General features: G+C 66.8%; 22 protein-coding genes. 5 read left to right on the forward strand and 17 right to left on the reverse strand.

Annotated elements, in window-relative coordinates; translation table 11 throughout:
- The first annotated feature begins 349 nt into the window (after nt 1–349).
- Both LDO29_RS16655 and trhA read left to right on the forward strand, forming a co-directional pair.
- Nucleotides 350–757, forward strand: coding sequence for a cupin domain-containing protein (locus tag LDO29_RS16655; protein ID WP_224080904.1), 408 nt, complete (start codon nt 350–352; stop codon nt 755–757).
- Between the two features lie 408 nt (nt 758–1165).
- Nucleotides 1166–1783, forward strand: coding sequence for a PAQR family membrane homeostasis protein TrhA (trhA, locus tag LDO29_RS16660; RefSeq protein ID WP_224080905.1), 618 nt, complete (start codon nt 1166–1168; stop codon nt 1781–1783).
- A gap of 9 nt (nt 1784–1792) precedes the next feature.
- Here trhA and LDO29_RS16665 read toward each other — a convergent pair whose 3' ends face one another.
- From LDO29_RS16665 to LDO29_RS16690, 6 genes are all read right to left on the reverse strand, one after another.
- Nucleotides 1793–3382: a sulfite reductase subunit alpha gene (locus tag LDO29_RS16665; protein ID WP_224080906.1), complete on the reverse strand. Its 1590-nt coding sequence runs from the start codon at nt 3380–3382 to the stop codon at nt 1793–1795.
- Nucleotides 3379–4386 carry an FAD:protein FMN transferase gene (locus tag LDO29_RS16670; protein ID WP_224080907.1) on the reverse strand — a complete coding sequence of 336 codons (1008 nt, stop codon included), beginning with the start codon at nt 4384–4386 and terminating at the stop codon, nt 3379–3381. Before LDO29_RS16670 ends, LDO29_RS16665 begins: the two co-directional genes overlap by 4 nt.
- 22 nt (nt 4387–4408) lie before the next feature.
- On the reverse strand, nt 4409–5233 hold the full coding sequence (locus tag LDO29_RS16675) for a DUF4198 domain-containing protein (RefSeq protein WP_224080908.1): 825 nt from the start codon (nt 5231–5233) through the stop codon (nt 4409–4411).
- 81 nt (nt 5234–5314) lie between these two features.
- Nucleotides 5315–5833 carry a DUF2271 domain-containing protein gene (locus LDO29_RS16680; protein ID WP_224080909.1) on the reverse strand — a complete coding sequence of 173 codons (519 nt, stop codon included), beginning with the start codon at nt 5831–5833 and terminating at the stop codon, nt 5315–5317.
- A gap of 58 nt (nt 5834–5891) precedes the next feature.
- Nucleotides 5892–6548, reverse strand: a complete 657-nt coding sequence (locus tag LDO29_RS16685; protein WP_224080910.1) for a PepSY-associated TM helix domain-containing protein — start codon at nt 6546–6548, stop codon at nt 5892–5894.
- Between the two features lie 184 nt (nt 6549–6732).
- Nucleotides 6733–7404, reverse strand: a complete 672-nt coding sequence (locus LDO29_RS16690; RefSeq protein ID WP_224080911.1) for an alpha/beta hydrolase — start codon at nt 7402–7404, stop codon at nt 6733–6735.
- A gap of 241 nt (nt 7405–7645) precedes the next feature.
- Here LDO29_RS16690 and LDO29_RS16695 point away from each other — a divergent pair, with 241 nt between their 5' ends.
- Entirely contained in the window at nt 7646–8536 is an 891-nt protein-coding gene (locus LDO29_RS16695; RefSeq protein WP_224080912.1) for a LysR family transcriptional regulator, read from the forward strand.
- Between the two features lie 19 nt (nt 8537–8555).
- Here the strand turns inward: LDO29_RS16695 and dmpG are convergent, their stop codons facing one another.
- The 10 genes from dmpG to LDO29_RS16745 form a co-directional block, all read right to left on the reverse strand.
- A complete protein-coding gene (dmpG, locus tag LDO29_RS16700) occupies nt 8556–9593 on the reverse strand; it encodes a 4-hydroxy-2-oxovalerate aldolase (protein WP_224080913.1) in 1038 nt (345 codons plus the stop codon).
- Nucleotides 9594–9604: 11 nt separating this feature from the next.
- Complete coding sequence (locus LDO29_RS16705; protein ID WP_224080914.1) at nt 9605–10552, reverse strand: acetaldehyde dehydrogenase (acetylating); 948 nt, start codon at nt 10550–10552, stop codon at nt 9605–9607.
- Nucleotides 10553–10565: 13 nt separating this feature from the next.
- Nucleotides 10566–11360: a 2-keto-4-pentenoate hydratase gene (gene mhpD / locus LDO29_RS16710; RefSeq protein WP_224080915.1), complete on the reverse strand. Its 795-nt coding sequence runs from the start codon at nt 11358–11360 to the stop codon at nt 10566–10568.
- A gap of 7 nt (nt 11361–11367) precedes the next feature.
- Nucleotides 11368–11661: a YciI family protein gene (locus LDO29_RS16715; protein ID WP_224080916.1), complete on the reverse strand. Its 294-nt coding sequence runs from the start codon at nt 11659–11661 to the stop codon at nt 11368–11370.
- A 7-nt stretch (nt 11662–11668) separates the two neighbouring features.
- Nucleotides 11669–13537 carry a TRAP transporter large permease subunit gene (locus LDO29_RS16720; RefSeq protein ID WP_396022682.1) on the reverse strand — a complete coding sequence of 623 codons (1869 nt, stop codon included), beginning with the start codon at nt 13535–13537 and terminating at the stop codon, nt 11669–11671.
- Between the two features lie 48 nt (nt 13538–13585).
- A complete protein-coding gene (locus LDO29_RS16725; RefSeq protein WP_224080918.1) occupies nt 13586–14107 on the reverse strand; it encodes a PPC domain-containing DNA-binding protein in 522 nt (173 codons plus the stop codon).
- 90 nt (nt 14108–14197) lie between these two features.
- Nucleotides 14198–15235: a TRAP transporter substrate-binding protein gene (locus LDO29_RS16730; RefSeq protein ID WP_224080919.1), complete on the reverse strand. Its 1038-nt coding sequence runs from the start codon at nt 15233–15235 to the stop codon at nt 14198–14200.
- A 93-nt stretch (nt 15236–15328) separates the two neighbouring features.
- The gene (locus LDO29_RS16735) at nt 15329–15661 is read right to left on the reverse strand and encodes a hypothetical protein (protein WP_224080920.1); all 333 of its coding nucleotides are present in this window, start codon (nt 15659–15661) and stop codon (nt 15329–15331) included.
- A gap of 26 nt (nt 15662–15687) precedes the next feature.
- Nucleotides 15688–16005, reverse strand: coding sequence for a hypothetical protein (locus LDO29_RS16740; RefSeq protein ID WP_224080921.1), 318 nt, complete (start codon nt 16003–16005; stop codon nt 15688–15690).
- Between the two features lie 238 nt (nt 16006–16243).
- Nucleotides 16244–16429 carry a hypothetical protein gene (locus tag LDO29_RS16745; protein WP_224080922.1) on the reverse strand — a complete coding sequence of 62 codons (186 nt, stop codon included), beginning with the start codon at nt 16427–16429 and terminating at the stop codon, nt 16244–16246.
- Between the two features lie 284 nt (nt 16430–16713).
- Here LDO29_RS16745 and LDO29_RS16750 point away from each other — a divergent pair, with 284 nt between their 5' ends.
- Nucleotides 16714–17937, forward strand: coding sequence for an MFS transporter (locus LDO29_RS16750; RefSeq protein ID WP_224080923.1), 1224 nt, complete (start codon nt 16714–16716; stop codon nt 17935–17937).
- Nucleotides 17938–17943: 6 nt separating this feature from the next.
- Here the strand turns inward: LDO29_RS16750 and chrA are convergent, their stop codons facing one another.
- On the reverse strand, nt 17944–19197 hold the full coding sequence (chrA, locus tag LDO29_RS16755; protein WP_224080924.1) for a chromate efflux transporter: 1254 nt from the start codon (nt 19195–19197) through the stop codon (nt 17944–17946).
- Between the two features lie 230 nt (nt 19198–19427).
- Between chrA and LDO29_RS16760 the strand changes: the two genes are divergently transcribed.
- A complete protein-coding gene (locus LDO29_RS16760; protein WP_224080925.1) occupies nt 19428–20984 on the forward strand; it encodes a methyl-accepting chemotaxis protein in 1557 nt (518 codons plus the stop codon).
- The last annotated feature ends 27 nt before the right edge of the window (nt 20985–21011 follow it).

Here is a 21011-nt window from a genome sequence, read left to right on the forward strand (position 1 = left end):
GCTCGGCGAGTGCCAGGCAGCTTCGCTTGGGGTTGATAGATTGGTGTCGCGGGGCATTTAGCGTCCGCTAAACGGCCTATCACACTCGATTCGCGTTTGTGCAGAGCATCCTTAGGGCAACCAAACGCGCTTTTTGGTTACTTTTTGTCGCTTCGGACAAAAAGTGACTCGCCGGCTACGCCGGCGAAACAGCAGCACTCGCCAAGAACGACGACACAGTCATTGCCAAGACAAAACCCCGCCGGCTACGCCAGCGAAACAGCGGCGCCCGCCAAGCACCACAGCCTCCCCGGCAACCTAGACTGATTAGCAAAACAACAGGCCCAATACCCCACGCCGGAGGCACCCCATGCCGAATCCCGCACACCACACCACACACCATTCCACGCTGGCATTCGGCCGCCTGTATGCCGATGAATCCGGCGAATCCCATTTTGGTGCCCTGTCGATGGAAATGTCCGAACGCAATTTCGCGCCGCCTGCCCCATCGTTCTGGGTATCCCCGATGAATCCCGCGGTCCGCCATGGCTTCCTGGTGGTGCCGACCGGCTGGGTGGGTGACCTGCATCCGTCTCCGTTTCGGATGTGGATCTACATGCTGGACGGCGAAATGGAGTTCGAAGCTTCCGACGGCGAGCGCCGTTCGCTGGTTGCCGGCGGCGCGTTGCTGCTGGAAGACACGACAGGCAAAGGCCATCGCAGCCGCGTGGTGGGCGGCCTGGTCGCGACACTGGCTGCGGTGGAACTGCCCCAGTGACGTTGAAAGACGCTGGATTCCCGCTCACTTGCCCTTTGGATATTCGCGGGAATGACGGTGGGGATGGAGACCTTGACTGAACAGCATCAGGCCTGCTACCCCGCTCTTCTCGCGTTCCGCGAGGTAGCGTCGCCAGCAAGGCACCGAGCTTGGCACCGTCCTGCGCGAAGGCCTGGATAGCACCGCTACGCAGCGCGGCCAGTGCGAGCGGCAGGTTGGCGTCGAACACGCCCGCGCGCAGCAGCGGGAAACGGGTACGCATGGACGTCGCGTGGCGGCAACGAAGCCATGACTCGCGGCAGGGCCTTGCGGCGGAAACCCGCCGCGACCGTGCCAGAATGTGGATTCGTGCAATGGCAGCGCACGCTGCGGATTGCGCACCGACTGAGTTTTCCCGGAGGACGGCGCATGTATCGCGGCGAACGATTCAACGGTTACAGCCATCTGGCCGGAGCCATCCTGGCGGCTGCCGGCATGGCTGTGCTGGTGACATCCTCGGCCCTCTACCACGACGCGTGGAAGGTCGTCAGTTCAGTGGTCTACGGCACCACGCTGGTTCTGCTCTACACCATCTCCACGCTGTACCACAGCCTGCGCGGCCCGGCCAAGGACGTGTTCCAGCGGTTGGACTATTGCGCCATCTACCTGCTGATCGCGGGCAGCTATACGCCATTCGCGCTGGTCACGCTGCGTGGCCCGTGGGGCTGGACGCTGTTCGGGATCAACTGGGGACTCACCGTCATCGGCATTGCGCAGGAACTCTGGATCGGCCGGCGCACGCGTGTCTTTTCGCTGCTGATCTATGTGGTGATGGGATGGCTTGTGCTGATCGCGTTCCAGCCGCTGGCCGCAGCACTGCCCGTGCCGGGCCTGTGGTGGCTGGTTGCGGGCGGCGCACTCTATACAGCCGGCATCGGCTTCTTCCTGTTCGACGAAAAGGTCCAACACTTCCACGGCATCTGGCACCTGTTCGTGCTGGCGGGCAGCGCGTGCCAGTTTGTCAGCATCCTCTGGTATGTGGGTTGACGTGGCCGGTTAGTAGACGTCGCGACGATAGCGTCCCTGCTCGCCCAGCCGACGCAAACCCGCCTCGCCGAGCACCTCGGAAAGCGCGTCGTTGACGCCAGCGGCCATGCCCCGCAGGCTGCCGCAGACGTAGATCGCCGCACCGGCCTCGACCCATTCGCGTAATGCCGCTGCGTGCTCGCACAACGCATCCTGCACGTAGCGCAAGGCATTGCCGTCGCGGGAATAGACAAGGTCCAGCCGCTCCAGCACTCCATCGGCCTGCCAGGCCGCCAGTTCATCGGCAAAGAAGTTGTCATGCCGCGCCGAACGCTCGCCGAAGAACAGCCAGTTGCGATGCCGCCCGGCCAGCGCGCGCGCCTTCAGGTGGCTGCGGAGCCCGGCCAGGCCGGTCCCGTTGCCGATCAACACCAGCGGGCGATCCTCAGCCGGAGGATGGAAGCTGCGATTGGTGCGGATGCGCAGCGCGATACGCGCCACCACAGGCGCATGGCTGGTCAGCCACCCGGATGCCAACCCGAGTCGCCCATCGGCATGGCGGGTCTGCCGCACCAGCAGTTCGAGCTGCCCATCCTGCGGCAACGAGGCAATCGAATACTCGCGATGCGGCAGCGGCGAGAGCGCGTCGACGAGCTGCTGCGGCGGCAAGGCCCGCATCGTGGCCAGGTGTGCTTCGGGCAGCAGCAGGCGCGTGGCCAGCGCTTCGGCCAGCGTCATCGCCTGGCCGTCGCAGCGTACCGGCGTGGCGCCGTCCATGGACAGCGTGTCGAGCAGGCGGTCGATGTCGGCCGGGTCATGGCAGGGGCCGATCTCGGCGATGTCGCCGGGCTGCCAGTCCGGCAGGGCGGCCTCGGGCCGGAGCACGAGGTGGAAGGCCGGCGCGCCCTGGCTGCCGGGGTTCATGTGATGACGCGCCGCTAACTGCCAGCGGCCATAGCGCGGACGCACCCAGTCGGCGATCTCCGCGCCGCCGCTGAGCGCGGACAGGTGGTTCTGCCAGTGCCGCAGCGCGCCGGTATCGCCGTTGTCGACTTCGATCAGGTCGAACAGCGGCCGCGCATGGTGGCGCTGCAGCCAGTCCGACAAGGCATGGCCGAATGCACAGAAGCGCGCGTAGCTGCTGTCGCCGAGCGCCAGCACGCCATAGCGCAGCTGGCGCAGCGCATCCTGGCCGCCACCGGCAAGCAGGCGGCGGGCAAACCCTGAAGCACTGTCGGGCGCGTCGCCTTCGCCAGTGGTGCTGACCACGAACAGCGCCTGCCGGAAACTGGCGAGGCGGCCTGCGTCGAGATCGGCGAATGAGAGCAGGTGCACCGGCATGCCGGCACCCTGCAGCGCTGTGGCGGTCTGCATGGCCAGTTGCTCGGCAAAGCCGGTCTGGCTGGCGTAGGCCACCAGCGTGGCACCGTCCTGGTCCGCACCACCGCCGGCCAGTGCCGTGACGCGCGCGCGCCGGCTTCGGTGGTGTGCGAACACGGCGCCGCAGAACCCCGCATAGGCCAGCAGCACGCCCGCTGCCATGCCGGCGCGCGACGGGCTCAGCATGGCCAGGCAGGCGCCGGCCACGGCGGCCAGCCAGCATGTGACAGAGCGGCTCATGCCAGCATCTCGGCAAAGGCCGGGGAAAGATGTTCGTCGAAACCGCCCGGCATACGCACCAGGAAACGCGCGGCAAGGCCATGCCGGCGCGCGTGCTCCATGCCGGCCTGCGGGCCGAGCACGGTCAGGGCGGTGGAAAGCGCATCGGCCATCATGCATTCGGCGTGCAGCACCGTCACCGACGCCAGCGCATGGCTGGCGGGATAACCGGTGCGCGGGTCGATGGTGTGCGCATAGCGCCGGCCTTCGCTGTCGAAGAAGCGCCGGTAGTCACCGGAGGTCGCCACGGACAGGCCGTGCAGCGCAGCCAGCGTTTGTTCCTGCGTGGCAAGCCCGTCGTCAGGCGGCGTTTCCAGCGCCACCCACCACGGCATGCCGTCCGGCTTGACGCCGTGGCCCCGCAGTTCCCCGCCGATCTCGGTCAGGTGGTGCGCCACACCCTGGGCTTCCAGATATTGCGCGACAGCATCCACCGCGAAGCCCTTGGCAATGGCGCTGAAGTCGAGCGACACGCCGCCGGGCTGCAGAGCCCGGCCGCCTTCGGCATCGACCAGGACACGGTCCCAGCCGCACCGGAGCCTGACCTGCGCGACCTGATCGGGAGACGGTGGCGCACTGCGCCGCGGCGCCGGACCAAAGCCCCACAGGTCCACCAGCGGACCGGCGCTGGGGTCGTAGGCGCCGCCGCTGTCGCGCGCCACCTGCAGCGCGCACGCCAGCACGCGCAGGCAGTCTGCCGGCAGCGCCACCCACGTGCCGGCGGCGGCGCGGTTGAACCGGCTGACGTCCGAATCCGGCTCCCAGTTGCTCATCTGCGCGATCACGCCGTCCAGCACGGCGCGAATGCCCTGCTCCAGCGCGCCGGCATCGGCCTGCGGCGGCAGCATGGCCACCACCGACCACGTGGTGCCCATGGTCTCGCCACCCCAACGCTGCGCGCGCGCCTGCGCGCCGGGTGGCACCGGCGGCGCGGACAGGGCAAGCGGGATCAGGACGCGGTTCAAGCGGACAGGCCCTCCAGGCGGCTTACTGCGGCAGCACTTCAACCGTCACCGCGTAGGTGGCACGGCGCGTCTTGGCGGCCTTGACCGAGGTCTTGTCGTCGCGGACCTCGGCTTCCATCCAGTACATGCCCGGGGCCGGCCACTTGACGCTGAACTTGCCGTCGCCGTCGGTGGTGGCGCTGAATTCCTGCAGTTGGTCACGGTAGCGGATGCCGCCCGGCACCACGGCAACCTTCAGGTTGGACGCGGGCTTGCCGTCTAGCAGCAGGCGGAAGCTGGCCGTGTCGCCGGCAACCAGGTCGTTCGGGTGCGTGATCGGCGCCAATTCCAGGCCGCGGCCGCTGGTGGCCAGGCCCTGGCTGCTGGGCTTGCCGTTCGTGACGAAGGACTCGACGCGGCCTTCGGCCTGTGTCACTTGCAGGTCCTGGGCGTTAGCGGGCACTTCCTTCGCGAACGTATCGGCGGTGCCGCGCCAGCGTTTGGTCTGACCGTTCTCCTTGTAGCTCGCGAACAGGCCCTGGTTGACCACCGCCACGCGGTAGGTGCCGGGCTGGGTCAGGTGCAAGTCGAAGGTGCTGCGGTAACGGCCGGTGGAAGCGTTCTCTGCCTTCACGGCGCTGCCGTCCGGCCCGGTCACGACCAGGTTGTCCAGGCGCAGCGGCACGTGTTCGAAGTAGAACAGGTCGTTGGAGACAGCGGCATCCACCGTCACCCAGGTATCGTTGCCGGACAGCACCGTGGCTGACGGCAGCAACCACTGGCGGTGGGCATGGGCCGCCAGCGGGGCCATGGCCGCCAGGGCCAGCACGGCGAGGCGGGTGGAAAGGCGCGATCGGATCGTCTTCATCGTCGGTCTCCGGTTGGAATCAGTGCATCAGGGGCATCAGGGGCATCAGGGGCATCAGGGGCATCAGGGGCATCAGGGGCATCAGGGCTTCAGGTCGACAGTCACGCCGCCCAGTTCATGCTCGCCCTTGGCGCGCGCAGTCTGTGCCGATTGCGGCGGCCAGGTGAAGGGCACGCGCAGCAGTTCGCGGCCACCCACTTCGCGCGCGGCCTCGACCACGAGCTGGTAGCTGCCGGCGGGCAGCTTGCCCAGCGGAGCCTTGCCGTCCGTGAAAGTGAGCATGTGCTCGCCAGGCGCGCGCGTGGCGCCGGTAATGCCGTCGGCCGGCATCTGCAGGTCGCGGCCAGCCTTGCGCCACCACTGGCGCATGTCCTTGAGCCACTTGGTGCCTTCCTTGTTCTTGAGGTCGTACCAGACCGCCAGCGTCGACACCGGGCTCTGGTCGGCGCGTTCCACCCAGACCGCGACGTAGGGGCGGTGGTATTCCGCCACGTTCAGGCGCGGGATTTCCACCTTCACGTTCATGTCTGCCGCGAAGGCCGGACCGGCCAGCGGAACGGCGGCCATGCCGGAGAGGGTGACGGTGAGCAGTCGGCGCATATCGGAAAACCTCGTCAGGAAGATGCAGGAAAGATCGGAGCGGATCGGGTCAATCGGGTCAGTGGATGAACAGGATGGCCAGCAACAGCGGCACCACCAGCCCCAGCCCCACTAGCGGCCACGTGGCCACGCGGCCGGCGGCATGCAGCTTGAGCAGGAACAGGCCGGTCACGCTGAACACCAGGCAGGCCAGCGCGAACACATCCAGGAACAGGCTCCACGCATGGCCGGTGTTGCGGCCCTTGTGCAGGTCGTTCAGGTACGAGATGACGCCACGCGTGGTTGTCTCGTACTGGGTCTCGCCGGTGTCCAGCGCCAGGCTGACCCAGGCATCGCCGCCCGGACGGGGCAGCGACACGTAGACTTCGTCGGCGGACCATTCCGCCTCGCGCCCGCTGGCGTCGATGTCCAGTTCACGCGACAGCCAGTCAGCCAGCGCCGGCGGCACCGCACTCTTGGCATCACGCCCACTGCCCGAGGCAGCCGGCATGGCAGATTTCAGCGCCGAAAGCAGGCTGGCCGGCGCCATGGCCTGGCGCGTCACCACGCTCGGCGAGGCCTCGATCTGGCCGGCATGATTGAGCGTGAAGCCGGTCACGGCGAACAGCAGCATCCCGATCAGGCAGATCGCGGAACTGATCCAGTGCCATTGATGGAGATGCTTGAGCCAGAAGGCGCGACGCTGCTGGCCAGATGCCGGCTCGGTTTCGGTCATTGCTGTGGATGGGCGGCGGGGGCCGCAGAGGTACTGTGACAGTTAAGCCACAGTTGGGATCGCAGGAAAAAGGATAATCGTTCTCATTTAAAATCACAACGACGTGGCGTCTTGCGGCTGTTTACAGTGCGTTACACAACGTGACTGATGATCAACTTTCGCCACGATCGCCCGATGCGCCAGGTCAGGGGCCCGCTTCCGGCGCCGGAAGATGGTCGAGATAGCCGCCGACCACGCGCTCCAGCGCAGCGAGCTTTCCGGTGAAGAAGTGATTGGCGCCCGGCACCACCACGACGGGCAGGTCCTGCGGCCTGGCCCAGTCGAGCACGGCGCCGAGCGGCACGCGCTCGTCCTTTTCGCCATGCACGACCAGCGTCGTCGGCGGGACGGGAGGCGTCTCATAGCTCCGGTGCCCGGGGATGGTCCCCCACGGCATACCGGTGAGAATCAGATGCGGGCATGGCAGCCCCTGGCCGCGCAGCACTTCCACCGTGCGCGCCATGACATACGCGCCGAACGAGAACCCTGCTAGGACCAGCGGCAGGCCAGGGTACTCCCGTCTGAGGTAGTGGATGACGGCAACAGTGTCCGTCGTCTCCGCGTCCCCGGCATCGTGCTCGCCTTCCGTTTCGCCGACGCCGCGGAAATTCGGGCGCACTGCCACATAACCCCTTGCGGCCAGCGCTTTCGCGAGCACGTGCGGGACCTTGTGCGTGGCCGTGCCGCCCTGCAGCGGATGCGGGTGCGCGATGACGGCGATGCCACGAACCGCCGTGCGCGGCGCATCAACAATCAGCTCGATCCTGCCCGCCTCGCCTGATACAAAAGTCCTTCCGATCCCTGCCTGCAATGCCATTCCCTTCCCCACGAATTGCCACGTCTGTCTGTTGCTACTGCCGGGCCTGGCGGCCCAGGCGCGATGGTACAGGCTGGCGCCCGTCCCTGCTTTCGCGCATGCATCGAAAAACGCCTTGACGGAACGCTGTTGCGCAGCCCATTCGCTACAATCGTCGCGACCGCGTGGCCACGGTTCGTGGCATCGGCAGCGGCCTTCCAGTCGACGCCACGGGACACGACTCCACAGACGCAGACAGGCGATGGACATCAAGCACCTACAACTGTTATCCGACATCGTCGAAGCCGGCAGCCTCAGCAAGGTCTGCGCGTCGCGCGGCATCGCGCAGTCCGCGCTCAGCAAGCACATTTCCGCGCTGGAAAGCGAGTTCGGCGCGAAGCTGTTCTACCGCACCGGACGCGGCGTAGTGCTGACGGAGTTCGGGCAATCCATCATGCCGCGCGTAAAGACGTTGCTCGGCGAATTCGAGCAGCTCAAGAACGATATCCGGGACCAGGCCGAAGTCCCGAGCGGGCCCGTCAGGCTGGCCCTGCAGGCATCGATCACGCAGCAGATCGTCGGCCCGCTGTTCCAGCGCGTGCGCGCAGACTTCCCGAAGATCGAGCTGCGGCTGATGGAGGGCTTCGCGGGCAATATCGAAGAGGCGCTGGCCAGTGGCCGTACGGACGTGGGCGTGTTCTCGCGGTATGGCGAGCGCATCCACAAGACGGACGAAAAGCTTGCCACCGACGAGCTCTATCTGATCGCGCGTGCGGGCGACCCGAATGTCGCCAAGCCAAGCTGCAGGTTCGCCGATGCCGCAGCGCTGCCGCTGGTGCTGCCCGGCGCGCCGGACGGCTTCCACATGATGCTGCTGGATGAGGCGAAGAAGGCGGGCGTCCACCTGAACACCCAGATCGAGGTCGATTCGCTGACCGCCATGCGCGAAATCGTCGCGAACGGTGCCGCGTACACGATCCTCACGCGGCAGGCGGTGGAAGTCGAGATGCAGCTCGGGCGCATTGCCGTGAGCCGCATCACCGACCCCGTACTGACACGCACGCTGGTGCTGGCCACCAGCACGCAGCGGCCACTGACCTACGCCAGCCGGACCGTCATCGACCTGATCCGGAAGCTGACGCGGAAGGCCTGAGCCGCGGCGCGGCGACGTCTCACTGCACGTTTGCCGTCCCGGCCGCCTCGCGCTGGCGCAGCAGGTCGAGCGCCACGTCGACGATCATGTCTTCCTGGCCACCGACCATGCGCCGCTTGCCAAGTTCGACGAGGATATCGACAGCCTTGATGCCGTACTTCGCGGCGGCTGCCTCGGAATGCCTGAGGAAGCTCGAGTAGACACCGGCGTAGCCCAGCGCCAGCGTTTCACGGTCGACGCGGACCGGGCGGTCCTGCAGCGGCCGCACGAGGTCTTCTGCCGCATCCATCAGGCCGAACAGGTCGCAACCATGGTTCCAGCCAAGCCTATCGGCGGCGGCGATGAACACCTCGAGCGGCGCGTTCCCCGCGCCGGCGCCCATGCCGGCCAGGCTCGCATCGACGCGGTCGCAGCCCTCTTCCACCGCCACGATCGAATTCGCCACCCCCAGCGAGAGATTGTGGTGCGCGTGGATGCCGACTTCGGTCTCCGCGTTGAGCGTGTCCTTGAATGCGCGGATGCGGTGGCGCACATCCTCCATGCCGAGCGCGCCGCCAGAATCGACCACGTAGCAGCAGGTAGCGCCATAGCTTTCCATGAGCTTGGCCCGCGCGGCCAGCTTTGCGGGCGTCGTCATATGGCTCATCATCAGGAAACCCACGGTGTCCATGCCGAGCTCGCGCGCGGTCTCGATATGCTGGCGGGCGACATCGGCCTCCGTGCAGTGCGTGGCCACGCGCACCACGCGCGCGCCGGCGGCGTAGGCTTCCTTGAGGTCATGCACCGTGCCGATGCCAGGCAGCAGCAAGGTCGCGATCCTGGCGTGCTTGACGACGTCCGCGACCGCCTCGATCCATTCCAGGTCCGTGTGCGCGCCGAACCCATAATTGAAGCTCGACCCCTGCAAGCCGTCGCCATGCGCGACCTCAATGGAGTCGACACCGGCCTCGTCGAGCGCGCGTGCTATGGTCCGCACCTGCTCGACGCTGTACTGATGACGGATGGCATGGCTGCCATCGCGCAGCGTGACGTCGGAAACGTAGATCTTCTTGCTCACTTTCGGCTCCTTCAGATAGCAGCGGCCGTGCATTCGGCCATGCGCTGCGCGATGCGCTCGGCAGTCGACAAGGCGGCGCTGGTCATGATGTCCAGGTTGCCCGCATACGCCGGCAGGTAGTGCGCCGCGCCTTCGACTTCCAGCAGCACGGTGGTCTTCAGTCCGCTGATGCGGCCAATTCCCGGCACGTTCAGATCCTGCACAGGGTCGAACTGGACGGCCTGCTTGAGCCGGTAGCCCGGCACGTAGCGCTGCACGGCCGCCACCATTTCCTCGACTGAAGCGGCAATCTGCGCCTCGCTGGCCGGCTCGCTCAGGACGTAGACCGTGTCGCGCATCATCAGCGGCGGCTCGGCCGGGTTCAGGACGATAATGGCCTTGCCACGCTCAGCCCCGCCCACGGTCTGGATCGCGCGCGAAGTGGTCTCGGTGAACTCGTCGATATTCGCGCGCGTGCCCGGCCCTGCGGAGCGGCTCGAAATGCTGGCCACGATCTCCGCATAACGTGCCTTGGCTACCCGAGACACCGCGGCCACGATAGGAATGGTGGCCTGTCCGCCGCAGGTGACCATGTTGACGTTCTTCGCGTCGAGGGAGCTATCGCCATTGACCACTGGCACACAGTAGGGTCCGATAGCCGCAGGCGTAAGGTCCACCATGCGCACGTCCGGCTTGATCTCCCGCAGGAAGCGGTCGTTGGCGACATGCGCGGCGGCACTGGTGGCATCGAACACGAGTTCGATGTCGGCGAACGCGGGCAGGCGCGTCAGGCCTTCCACGCCTTCATGCGTCGTCGCCACGCCGAGGCGCGCCGCGCGCGCCAGGCCTTCGGACTGCGGGTCGATGCCGACCATGACGGCAAGCTCCACATGGCGGCCATGCCGCAGGATCTTGATCATCAGGTCGGTACCGATGTTGCCGCTGCCGATGATGGCGGCCTTGATCTTTCTCGTTGGCATTCCTTGCTCCTGTTCAGTTCGATGCAAATGCCGTGCGGACGGCGCCGAGGCCTGCGATGGTGGTATCGATGACGTCGCCCGGCGAGACAGTGACCATGGGCCCGAGCGCTCCGGTCATGATGACGTCGCCTGCCTGCAGCGGCCGGCCGACTTCAGCCATCTTGCGGGCCAGCCACAGCGCGGCGTTGAGCGGATGCCCGAGGCAGGCGGCGCCCACGCCGAGCGAGACAACGTCGCCCTTGCGCTCCATGAGCATGCCGCACGTGCGCAGGTCCACTTCCGACAGCTTCCGTGGCTGCGTTCCCAGCGCGTACAGGCCGGACGAGGCGTTGTCGGCAATCGTGTCGAGCAAGCGGATGTCCCAGTCCCGGATACGGCTGCCGACAATCTCGACGGCCGGCAGCACATAGCCAATGGCCGACATGAGCTGCGACAGCGTCACGTGTTCGTGCGTCAGGTCGCGCTCGAGCACCACGGCGACTTCGGCCTCGACCTTGGGCTGCAGCACGCGCCCAGGCGCCACCTCTTCGTCGGGGGCAAGCTCCATGTCGGCGAACAGCATGCCGAAATCGGGCGCATCGACGCCCAGTTGCTGCTGCACCGACTTCGAGGTCAGGCCGATCTTGCGACCCGTCAGGCGCCGCCCGGTCTCGAGGTAGTAAGCGGTGTTGATGTCCTGGACCGCATAGGCGCCGTCGACGCCCATGCCGGCCAATGCTTCGCGCACCGGCGGGATCGGCTGGCGCTCCTGCGCCGCGTGGCGAAGCGAGGTGGCCAGTCCTTGCAGGATGGAGGTATCCATGGTCATGTGCGCCTCACAGTGCAAGGGTCAGGTTGTCGGTGCTCGCGAACACGAGCTTCCAGGGCTTCATGAGGACGCCCTTGAACAGCGACGCTTTCGCGAAGGGGTCGTTGGCTGCGAGCTTGGTGGCCTCGCTTTCATTGGCGGCCTCGTACACGAACAGGGCGCCACTACCGTCGGCGAACGGACCGGCAATGACCAGCCGTCCCCGTTGCAACAGGTCCTGCAGATAGGCGCGGTGAGCGGCCCTGAACTGCGCGATGCGCTCGGGCTCGTTGGCGTACTCGACGAAGGCTGCGAATTTCATGGGACGATCAGTGATGGAGGAAACCGGTGGAAATCCAGGGCACGGCCGCGACGACGACGGTGCCGATGAACAGGAAAGTCATGTAGCGCCAGATATGGCGCACGCCCTCGCTCGGCTTCGTGCGGCTGATGGCGCAGGCCGCGTAGTAGCCGACGCCGAACGGCGGCGCGAACAGGCCGATGCCCATCGCCAGCACGACCACCATCGAGTAATGCACGTCGTGGATGCCGAGCTGGCGCGCGATCGGGAATAGCAGCGGCCCGAACAGGACGATGGCGGGAATGCCCTCGAGCACGCTGCCCAGCAACACGAAGGCGATGATGGAAACGGCCATGAACGCGGGAGCACCACCCGGCAGTTGCGCCATCGCCGCGGCCAGGTCGCCGGAGAAGCCGGACTGCGTGAGCGACCATGCCATGCCGGTAGCGGTGCCGATGATCAGCAGGATCGCCCCCGACAACGCCGCCGTATCAACGAGCGCGGGCCAGAGTTGCCTGAGGTCGAGCTTGCGGTACACGAGCAGGCCAACGATGAGCGCGTAGACGATGCCGATGGTGGAAACCTCGGTCGCCGTCGCCACACCTTCCACCACTGCAGCGCGGACCACGAACGGCAACGCCAGCGCAGGCAGCGCCACCACCAGACTCTTGCCGATCATTGCCCGCGTGGCGCGCGGACTGCACGCTGCGCCGGTTTTGCGGGCCTGCCACCAGACCACCAGGCCCAGCACCAGGGCCAGGACGATGCCCGGCATCAGGCCTGCCGTGAACAGGTCGGCAATCGAGATGCCCGTCACGGACCCAATGGTGATCAGCACCAGGCTTGGCGGCACCGTCTCGGTCTGTGCTCCGGTGGCCGAGAGCAGCGCCACCATGTCGCCTTCATTGGCGCCACGCTTCTTCATCTCCGGGAACAGCGCCGGCGCCACGGCCGCCATGTCTGCCGCCTTGGAACCCGAGATGCCCGACACGAGATACATCGCGCCGATCAGCACGTACGACAGGCCGCCGCGGATATGGCCGAGCAGGTTGGCCAGGAACTGCACCATGGCGCGCGCCATCGACGTCATCTCGATCAGCACGCCCAGGAACACGAACATCGGCACCGCGAGCAGGATCAGGTGCGACATGCCTTCGTCCATGCGGCCGATCACGACGATGGTCGGCGTGGACGTGGTCAGCGACAGGTAGCCGAACGTGGCAAGGCCGAACGAGAAGGCAATGGGCACGCCGGTGAAGACCAGCAAACCCACGATGCCGACAAAGAACACAAGCAGGTTGGCATTGCCTAGCCCTTGCAGGACCGGCTGCAGCATGACCAGGCCACCCACCACGGCACCACACGCGACCAGCGCGAGCAACGCCATGCGCAGGCTCGACGTGGACAGCAGCCGTACCACGCTCATCAGCAGGATCAGTGCAATGCCAAGCGGCAGCGCGGCAGCGCGCCAGGCGTTGGAGATGTCCAGCGCCGGCATGGTCACCACCGCCTCCTCGCTTGCAAACTCCCAGGCCGGATGCGCAACCAGCGCGAGCCATGTCAGCGCGGCCACGGTTGCCACGAGTTCGAACACGCCGCGCCATTTCGGCGCCGCCGCATCGACGAGGGCCGTCATGCGCATGTGGCTGCCGCGCCGGAACGCCACCGCGGCACCTAGCATGATCAGCCAGATGAACAGCAGCGAGGCCAGTTCATCGACCCACACCAGCGGCGTGTGCAGGACATAGCGGCTCAGCACGCCGCTGAACAGCACGCCGATCTCGGCCACCACGAGCAGCGCGGCCGGCACTTCGGACATCACGCCCAAAGCCTTGTCGGCGAGCCGCAGTACGCGCGCGGGTGTACCGCCCGCTAGCGCCCCGGCATGCGGTTCCATGCGCGGGGCATTGATATCGACCATATGCGTGGACATGTCCCGCCTCCGTCATTGCTGCGGCAAGCCAAGGACGTTGGCCTGGATTTCGGGATCGACGAAGCGTTCCAGCCGTTGCGGGTAGACCGTGACCGTGATCTCGCACGACCCGGTGCCCACGGTCAGTCCGAGCAGGTGGCCGCCCGCGCCCTGGAAGGTGCCGTCCGTCACCGTGCCGTGCGCATGGATCGACGGCTTGCCCTCTTTCCACGCGATGGACCCGGTCATGTTGGCCATCTCGACATTGCGGTACGTCTTCGGGTCGAACTGCTTGCGGCCGAAGTCGTAGAAGCCGAAGGTCGCCTCCGACATGAAGCCGATGCCGACGAAGCTGGCGCTTGGAATCTTCTCCTCCCGCGCCAGTTGCTCGAGGTTCTGCAGCACGTTGTCGCCATGCCGCAGCACCATCAGGTAGCCGGTCGGCGTCTTCATGTACTTGCCCCTGGCCTCCTGCGCCGCGGCACTTTGCGTGCCCACGCAGGAAAGGGTAAGGCCCAGCGTGATGAGCGATGCCACGCGCGCGATGAATGCCATGATGTCTCCAGTATCTTGAGTGTGAGCGCCGCCGTGGCGGTGGCGGAATGCCACCGGCCAGCGGAAACCGATTGAAGAAGGGGGCTGGGACTAGACCAGCTTGCCCGAGTACTTTTCCAGCAGCGCCCAGGTCTCGGCCGGGAACTTCTTCTGCCAGTCCCGGTAGAAGCCGGCCTTGCTCAGGTAGTCGCGGAAGGCCTTCACGTCAGGCTGGTTGAAGACCATGCCGCGGCCCTTCAGTTCATCGCGCAGACGGGTATTGAGCGCATCCACCGCCTGGCGTTGTTTGAGGGCGTATGTATCGAACGTGGTAGCGGCGAGCTGGCGCAGGTCCTCGGGCAGCGCGTTCCACGTGCGCAGGTTCGCGACGAGCCAGAAGCCGTCCCATACGTGCGACGTCAGCGAGCAGTACTTCTGGACCTCGTAGAGCCGCTGCGTGCCCAGGATCGTCAGCGGATTCTCCTGCCCGTCGACGATCTTCGTCTGCAGCGCGGTGTAGGTCTCGGCCATGTTGATGCCCGCAGGTGCCGCGCCGAAGGCCTTGAACATCGACGTGAGGGCCGGGCTCAGCGGCACGCGGATCTTGAAGCCGCTCAGGTCCTGCGGCGTGTTGATCTGCCGGTTGCTGCTGGTGACCTGGCGGAAGCCGTGGTCCCAGATCTTCGGCAGCGGCATCAGGTTGACCTTCGCGAACGCGCCGCGGATATGCGCGCCGAGTTCGCCGTCCATGGCCTTCCAGACGTGCTCGTAGCTTGGAAACGCAAAGCCGATCCCGCTCACCGACGCCGCCGGCACCAGCGTGCCCCAGATCAGGCCAGCCGTACTGACGAGATCGATGGCGCCAGAGCGCACCTGCGACACCATGTCGGTATCGCTGCCGAGCTGGCTGTTCGGAAATACGCGGATGTTCAGGCGGCCGTTGGAGACACGGGCGATCTCGGCCGCGGCGGCGGTAAGGTTGACGGTCGTCGGATGGGTCGCGTCCAGCGCGATCCCGAGCTTGTAGTTGTACGTCTGCCCCGCCGCACGCGCGGGGGTGTGGAGCATCAGTCCAGAGGCGGCAGAGGCCGCCGCCAGGGCAATACCCTGCTTGAGCGCCAGGCGGCGCCCGCTGTTGATACCGCTCATTGTTTGTCTCCTGCGGTCTGGTCTTGTAGTGTCCTGCGCTATCGCGCGGCGGCGGCCGCCGGGGCCGCCTGTGGCTTGGAATGCCTGCCTTGCCTATGCCGCCTTCAACTGCCGGCCGCTGAGGTATTTGGAAAAGCTGCGCGCACCGTCCCAGTCCTGGATCAGCGTGAGGCGGCGCTTCACGAACAGCCCGTCTGCCACGCGTTCGGCAAAGGCTTCGAACGTCTCGGTCGGGTCGTCGATCTCGAAGACGAAGTAGACCTTCGCTTCTTCGTTGGACAGCCACGGGCCCGCGAGCAGTTTCAGGTCGCTGGGCAGGTTGTGCGGACGCACGCCATTGCGCAGGTTTCCGAGGAAGTCCACGACCCCCTGCATGGTCTTGGGCGACATATCGCGCAGCCACACTTCATTGAAAAACTTCGGCATCTTCGTTCTCCTTGGTTCGATGTGGATCAGGCGCTCGCCACGCGGTCGGTATAGGCCTTCATCTGGTCCCAGCCCGACAGCAGCGTCAGCTTGCGCCGCGCGAACAGGCCGCTGACCACTCGCTCGGCGTAGGCATCGAACATCGTCGACGGGTCGTCGATCTCGAAGATGAACATCACCTTCGCCTCCTCGGCCGAGAGCCAGGGGCCGGCGATCATGCGCAGGTCGGGCGGGAGGTTGTCGGGCTTGGTGCCGACGCTCAGATTGCCGAAGAAGGTCACGGCCTCTTCGATCAGTTCCGGCTTGATGTCGCCAAGCCAGACTTCGTTAAGGAACAAGGGCATTGATGTCTCCAGGTCAACGTTCTCGCTGCGAGCAGAAGGGTGCAGCGCGATGACCGAAGCATATGAAAACGCGTCGCCGCGTCCTATGCACAAAGCGAGATATCAGCCTTTCCGGAGTGAGGGATGGGGAAAGCTGCGGGCCGCGCGCGCCCTGCTTGGGCGAGCGCGCAACCTGGCCGGAGAGAGGGGGACGTTGGGCGGGACGGCACCCGGCAGCATGCGCCAGGTGCCGCATGGGCTACGCAAAGTCTGCGTAGCGGTCCGGATCATCGGGCATCGTCCACTTGGTGAACTCTGCCGGGGGCTGAGGTGCGTCGGGCGCATGTTGCGCCGTGGCCTGCGCGACCTGTGCGGCCAGCGTGGCCCCGGGAACGTCGACGACTTCTTCGCCATCTTCCGACCAGCACCTGAGTTTGACCGACATGGTCCCTCCTGCAGGTGATTCCAGGCAGCTTCGCGGTGCGAAGCAGAGTCTGGAGCGCTAAATCTTCACCCTAGGACAGTTTCTTGACGATTTGCTGACACGGATGGCGTTGACGATACATCGTCCGCGCAAAACCCGAGCCTCAGCCCCAGGCTTTGTAGAAATCGCCACCTCATCGAAGAGAAGCCTATGGCAGTCCTATGATCGGTTCATGAACACGCGCCAAGACTCCTGGATCCCGTGCGCGTACGTTATATATGGGAACAGACCTTAGAGGCACGCCGATGCGGGCTGGGCTCGCCAATTTCGTCCTGCCGCCGGGTGCCGACCCGGTTGCCCTGACGCTGCTGGCAGGCCGCGCCCTGCGCGGCATCTGCGACGGCTTCGTCGCCGTCCTGCTGCCGGCGTACCTGCTGGCGCTCGGCTTCGACCCGCTCGCGGTCGGCCTGATCGGCAGCGCCACGCTGATCGGGTCCGCGCTGGCGACGATCCTGGTCGGCATGCTTGGACACCGCTATCCGTTGCGGCGCATGCTGACGCTGGCCGCGGCGCTGATGGTGGCGACCGGCATCGGCTTTGCCGGGCTGTCCTCGCTGTGGCCGCTGGTGATCGTCGCCTTTGTCGGCACGATCAATCCCGGCTCCGGCGATGTCAGCCTGTTCCTGCCGCTGGAGCATGCGCGCCTGGCGGATGCAGCAGGGCCGCAGGCGCGCACGGCCCTGTTTGCGCGCTACAGCCTGAGCGGTTCGCTGGCATCGGCCTTCGGCGCGCTGGCGGCGGCGCTGCCGGGCTGGGTTGCGGGGCACGGCATGCTTTCGCCACTGGGGGCCATGCGGGCGATGTTCGTGCTGTACGCGCTGGCGGGAGGGGCGCTGTGGTGGCTCTACGCCCGGTTGCCGGTGCGCGACCCGCATGCGGACGCTCCGCGCGTGCCGCTGGGCGCATCGCGCGGCATTGTCATGCGCCTGGCGTTGCTGTTCAGCGTGGACGCCTTCGCCGGCGGGCTGGTGGTCAATGCCCTGTTGTCGCTCTGGCTGATGCAGCGCTTCGGCCTGTCGCCGGGCGACGCAGGCCGGTTCTTCTTCTGGGCCGGGCTGTTGTCGGCGGGCTCGCAGCTCGTGGCCGTGCCCCTGGCACGCCGCTTCGGCCTGCTGAACACCATGGTGTTCACGCATATCCCGTCCAGCCTGTGCCTGATTGCCGCGGCCATGGCGCCTGCGCTGCTGCCGACGCTGGTACTGCTGCTGGCCCGCAGCGCGCTATCTCAGATGGATGTGCCGACCCGCACCGCCTATGTGATGGCCGTGGTGACACCGCCTGAGCGGCCGGCGGCGGCCAGCCTGACGGCGGTACCGAGAAGCCTGGCCGCCGCGCTTGGGCCCACTCTGGCGGGGGCGATGCTGGCAATGGGCTGGGCTGCTGCCCCGCTGGTGGCCTGTGGCCTGCTCAAGATCGGCTACGACCTTGCCCTGTTGCGGGCATTCCGGCGCGTCGAGCCCGACCGGTAGAGGGTGCTACAGTCCCACCGCCCAGCCTGCGACAGCGGCCACGGCCACGACCAGCCACGGCGGCAGCCGCCAGAACACCAGCGCCACCAGCGCGACCACGGCCAGCCCGAAATCCAGGGGCGCATGGACCGCGCTGGTCCACACCGGCTGGTACAGCGCGGCCAGCAGCAGGCCCACCACCCCGGCATTCACGCCAGCCAGCGCCGCCTGCGCGCGCAGGCTCCCGCGCAGGCTTTCCCAGAACGGCAGCACGCCGACCACCAGCAGCATGCCCGGCAGGAAGATCGCCACCAGGCACAGCAAGCCGCCAGCCCAGCCGGACGGCTCGATCTGCATGGCCGCCCCCAGGAAGGCGGCAAAAGTGAACAGCGGGCCGGGCAGGGCCTGCGCCACGCCGTAGCCGGCCAGGAAGGCATCGCGGCCTACCCAGCCGGTGGGCACCACCGCCGCGTCGAGCAGGGGCAGCACCACGTGGCCGCCGCCGAAGACCAGCGCACCGGCACGGAAGAACGCATCAAACATGGGCAAGCCGCCCGCGCCCGCGTGCCGGGCCAGCAACGGCAGGCCGGCCATCAGCACGGCGAAGAGCGCCAGCGCCGCCAGTCCGGCGCGGTGGCTCACGGGCATCGGCAAGGGATCGTGGGCGCGCTCCGCCTCCGGGCGGATCAGCACAAGGCCGGCGATCGCCGTGGCGGCAATGACGGCGACCTGGATCCACGGCCCCGGCACCGCCACAGCCAGGCACGCCGCAATCGCCATGATGGTCACGCGCAGCGTGTCCGGGCACAGGTTGCGCGCCATGCCCCAGAACGCCTGCGCGACCACCGCCACGGCCACCAGCTTGAGGCCGTGCAGCAGCCCCGGCGGAACACCGGTACCCCACGCCGACAATCCTTGCGCAAACAGGATCATGACGACCGCCGACGGCAGCGTGAAGCCTGTCCACGCCGCCAGTGCCCCGGCATAGCCAGCGCGCGACAGCCCGAGCGCCAGGCCTACCTGGCTGCTGGCAGGGCCTGGCAGGAACTGGCACAGGCCGACGAGATCGGCGTAGGCACGCTCGCTCATCCAGCGCCTGCGCGTGACGAACTCCTCGCGAAAGTACGCCAGGTGCGCCACAGGCCCGCCAAACGAAGTCAGCCCCAGCCGCAGGAACACCAGGAAGACCGACAGAGCACCATGATGGTGCGCGCCGCTGCCACCTTCGCTGTTGTCGACTGCATCGGGTTGCGTCATCGGGTTGCGTGGCGTCGCTGCCATGCTTTCTCCTTGCTGGAACGTTTGCGGATCCGCCTGCAGCGGACCGACGCCGATTGTAGGCGACGCCCGGTTGCATTGCAGTGACGACGCCAGCACTTCCGGCAATTCAAATAGACCCTACCGATTCCATGGGTGGTTTTACCCCAATCAAGTTAGATAGGGCCGCGCCGATATGCGGTGACGGACGCCGAAAAGTCCGACTACACCGAGCATATGGAGGAATGAAGGCAATGCTGCAAAACATGAGTCTGAGGAAGAAGCTCTTGCTGCCACTGGTGCTGAGCTGGGTATGCCTGCTCGGCATCACGCTGTGGAATGCATGGCAGATGCGCGCGTTGCGCCTGGAGGAGCGCCGCCTGGACCTGGCCCACGTGACCGACACCGCAGTGTCGGTGGTGGCCGAGTATGAGGCGCTGGCCAGGGCGGGCAAGCTGCCGCTGGACGAGGCGAAGCAGCAGGCGCTGGAACGCGTACGCGCGATGCGCTTCGGCGACGACGGCTATTTCACGCTGATGCGCTCCGATACCGAGGTGCTGATGCATCCGTTCAAGACCGAGATGAACGGCAAGAAGATGGAGGACATGAAGGATCCCAACGGCACCTACCTGTTCCGCGACATCGCCGCCATTGGCAAGGGACCCGGCAAGGGCTTCGTCCACTACCTCTGGCCCAAGCCCGGTGCCGAGGCGCCGCAGCCCAAGCTCAGCTATGTCGCCAACTTCCGCCCGTGGGACTGGAACTTCATCGCCGGCCTGTACCTGGACGACATCGAGGCCGCATTCCGTATCGCACTCTACAAGGCGCTTGGCCTGTTGCTCGGCGTCGGCGCGCTGATGACCGTGGTCATGCTGCGCGTGGCGGGCAGCCTGCAGAAGCAGCTTGGCGGCGAGCCCGCGCTCACTTCGCAGATTGCCGCGCGCATCGCCGACGGCAACCTGGCCACCGCGGTCGACGTGCGTCCCGGCGACGAGCACAGCGTGCTGTTCGCCATGCAGCAGATGCAGTCGCGCCTGACCGGCGCGATCGGCAGCATCCGTGGCTCGGCCGACTCGATCGCCGGCGCGGCCAAGCAGATCGCCGCCGGCAACTCCGACCTGTCGCGCCGCAGCGAGGAGCAGGCGGCGTCGCTGCAGCAAACCGCGGCCAGCATGGAGCAGCTCACCAGCACCGTGCGCCAGAGCGCCGACAATGCCCGGCAGGCGAGCCGGCTGGCCGAAGGCGCGTCGGAGATCGCCGTGCGCGGCGGTGGCATCGTCAGCCAGGTCGTGACGACCATGGGCGACATCAAGGAAGCGTCCGGCAAGGTGGTCGACATCATCGCCGTGATCGAAGGCATTGCGTTCCAGACCAATATCCTGGCACTGAACGCTGCGGTGGAAGCCGCGCGTGCCGGCGAGCAGGGCCGCGGCTTCGCCGTGGTGGCCGGCGAGGTGCGCACGCTGGCGCAGCGCAGCGCCACCGCGGCCAAGGAGATCAAGGCGCTGATCGGCAATTCGGCGCAGCGCGTGGAAGACGGCGCAGTGCTGGTGGAGGGCGCCGGCAAGGCCATGGACGAGATCGTCGAGGCGGTCAAGCGCGTCACCGACCTGATGGGCGAAATGCGGGCCGCTACGGAAGAGCAGACCGGCGGCATCGAGCAGGTCAACCAGGCGGTATCGCAGATGGACCAAATGGCGCAGCAGAATGCCGCGCTGGTGGAAGAAGCCGCCGCCGCCGCGGCATCGCTGGAAGACCAGGCTGCCGCCCTGCATCACGCGGTGGGGCAGTTCAGGCTCGCGGGCGCCTGAGCGGCGCGCAGCCTGCGCGGCCAGCCA

The sequence above is a fragment of the Cupriavidus laharis genome, assembly GCF_914271435.1.
GTDB lineage: Bacteria > Pseudomonadota > Gammaproteobacteria > Burkholderiales > Burkholderiaceae > Cupriavidus > Cupriavidus laharis.